Below are 2,837 nucleotides of genomic sequence, written 5' to 3'. Positions count from 1 at the left end.
GATGCTGGTGACATTCGAGATGCGGTTCATGGTGTTCAAACAGGTAACTGGTTGGAAGTTATTGCCTCTGGTCTAGGTGTGATTCCATTTGCGGGTGGCGCTGTTAAAGAAGGCGTGCAGTCTCTAGTCAAGGAAGGCGCTCAGAGTGCGGCTAAGGAGACTGCACAAAATAGTGCTAAAGAGACTGCGCAACAAGCTGCCAAAAAAGTTGAATGGCCAGTAAATGATTCGCAACTTGAACATATTTTCAGAAAAGCAGAGGGTCATTTTGATGCAGATACTCCTACAAATAGGAAACTCATAGAGGAGGCAATTAATGATAAATATTATGCTGGATTAAAGCCAGCAGATTTATCAGGAAAAACCAAAGAATATCTTAGGGATATGCCTGATGGAAGTCAAGTTTGGGTTCAAGTTCGTGACGGAAAAATTCAAGATGCCGGTCTAAATAGAGGTGGTGGCGTTCGATGAAGTTAGTATATAACGATGCAAATTTTACTGCGATTGTTGAATTTTTATCTTGGCTTAGTTCTGAAAATAAGATGATTTGGTTTGAGGAGGGAGAACAATATGATGGTACCAGAACATTTTTATTGGATGTATCAGATCCTTACGTTTCCAAAAATGATAATAGTAAGTTAGTTTTGCTTGATGCAGCAATTTATCCAGAATGGAAAGATATTCAGCGAAAATTTCCAAACGATGATTTATATCATCAATTAATACAGTTTGTTAATTTTTACTATTCAGAATTTGAATTTGATATGTCGTTACTATTGAAATTGCTTAATAATCCTGAAAACAAGAAAAAGTTTGAAAAGATATTAGAAAAATATTCTATAAACTAAGATTTCAAGTTTTTGTAGAAGGTAAAAAATTCTTTCCAACTCATTTAATTGGAATAAAAATTAAGCAGACAGAAATAAAAATCTGTCTGTTTTTTTGATATAATATATTTACGGGACGCCAATGGTTATGTCAGTCAAAAACGTAGCAGCTTAGGCGAAGTCACGATTTATCAGTATGATGTCGAAGGTCGTTTAATCCAAGAAAGTTCAACTTGGGGCAAACAATCCTACTACACCTATGATGCTTTAGGTAATCGAATTTCTAAAGGCACGGCAAATGAGTACGACCGTAAACTCAAAACAGACATGATGTCGTGGATGAAAGCGACAGACAGAGAGGCACAGCTCCGTCTTGAAGAAAGTGATATCACACTTTCAGATATTCTCACAAAACTCGTCAAGATGCCTGAGTTTCTAGCGCGGTGCTTGCCTATCAAAGACCGCACATGGCGCATCGACCATGATGTGAATCGTCGCAAAGTCACAGAAGAAAAACTGAAAAAAGCAGTTGATACAACTGTGATGATTGACACGATTGAGTATCTGAATGACTATACGCAAACCTATGTCAGCCCGTTACAAGAGCAGTACACGACCTATGATAAGAAAGTTAAGTCAAGCTATCAGGCGACTAACATCTATGATACCAAGGGCATGGCGATAGGCAATGACCTTGACACTTATCATCAAGATGGCTTAAAAAGCAATATCACGCAAATTTCTAAAAAAAATGGTAGACTATATTCAAGTAACCTTTATCAAGAATTTGGTTCAAGTGAGCGCCGAATTCAAGACCAAGCAGGTTACAGAAGTCAGTACCATGACAACAGTGCAGACATTCATCTGAGAGCCAGAGAGTACAACACCAATACTGGACGATTCTTACAGCAAGATACTGTTTTAGGTAGCCTTAACAATCCGACCACGCAGAATAAATACATTTATGGTAATAACAATCCATTCATGTATCGTGATGATGCAGGGCGTTTTGGTTGGAATGATGTCTGGAATGGTATTAAGAAAGCAGCTAAAAAAGCTGTTCAGATTGTCAATAAATATGTTGTTCAACCCGTTGTTAAGGTTGTAAAAGATTTAATCACATCAAAATCTGGTGGCAATCCAGTTAGTGCAGGTTATGATACTTATAGTACAACTGGAACACCGACGATTTATTATAATTCAAGTGGTCAACAGGTTGTAAGTAGTCAGCTTTCTCCATACATTTCACCAGCCACTCAGCGAGAAATAGACAGAGCCGCTGCAGTTGCGGAAGCAAAACGTCAAGAACAAGAGAAGAAAATTCGTGCTGATCGAATTCGGAAACTCTGTGAAGCCGCTAAACCAATTTCTCCTTCAGATAAACAATTTTCTTCACTTGAAGATTATTGGGATATGTATTTTGGTATGCAAAGGAATGGTGTTGACCCTGTTACAGGTAAGAAGTATAATCCTGCTATTAATGTCGTAATCCAAGCCTCTTTTGGAATGTATGATGCTTACGAGAATGGCTGGCTTGATTTAGCTTTGATGGGATATATGAGCGCTAAGTCTGTTGGGAAGACGCCGACAGCCCCAACTGGTGTAGGAAATCCAGTAAAAGTTGTAGGGAAGGGAAATACCGGTAGGGTCGTTGCTAATAACTTAAATGAACAACTTGCGATGAAGGAAGTGATGTCTGCTCCGCTTAGTAATGCGACAGAACTCACTAATATTAAACTGAACGATACTAGGTGGCATCATTCAGATGGCTGGGTTAAAATGCAAAATATTGTTCGTTTAAATAATGGTGAAAAAGTTAATATTCACTTTGTGTATAATAAAAATACAGGTCAGTTTGATGATTTTAAATTTAAATAACTTATAAGTCTAGTGGTAATAAGTCAAGTAAGACTTGTCAATTTATTCTAGAAGATTTGAGAAATTAAGGTGCCCTAAATAAGCCTACGAAAAATAAATTTTTTCGCAAGTGCTATCAAGGACTTGTGCTCA

General features: G+C 37.7%; 3 protein-coding genes. All 3 read left to right on the top strand.

Annotated elements, in window-relative coordinates; genetic code table 11:
• Positions 1-471: hypothetical protein (locus tag ACYQ21_RS15170; RefSeq protein WP_460059488.1), on the top strand; the 471-nt coding region annotated here is incomplete at its 5' end.
• Entirely contained in the window at positions 468-848 is a 381-nt protein-coding gene (locus ACYQ21_RS15165; protein WP_460059486.1) for a hypothetical protein, read from the top strand. The genes ACYQ21_RS15170 and ACYQ21_RS15165, both read left to right, overlap by 4 nt.
• 318 nt (positions 849-1,166) lie before the next feature.
• Positions 1,167-2,705 (top strand): RHS repeat-associated core domain-containing protein, encoded by a 1,539-nt coding sequence (locus ACYQ21_RS15160; protein WP_460059485.1) that lies wholly within the window; start codon positions 1,167-1,169, stop codon positions 2,703-2,705.
• Positions 2,706-2,837: the final 132 nt, after the last annotated feature.

Source organism: Pseudolactococcus yaeyamensis (assembly GCF_054658615.1).
Note: the sequence above shows the minus strand (reverse complement) of the source record. Positions and strands in the feature narration are given on the sequence as shown.

What these genes read in the sequence shown, in the direction of transcription:
- ACYQ21_RS15165 (WP_460059486.1), top strand. Translation starts at nt 468, where the DNA reads ATGAAGTTAGTATATAACGATGCAAATTTTACTGCGATTGTTGAATTT.
- ACYQ21_RS15160 (WP_460059485.1), top strand. Translation starts at nt 1,167, where the DNA reads ATGAAAGCGACAGACAGAGAGGCACAGCTCCGTCTTGAAGAAAGTGAT.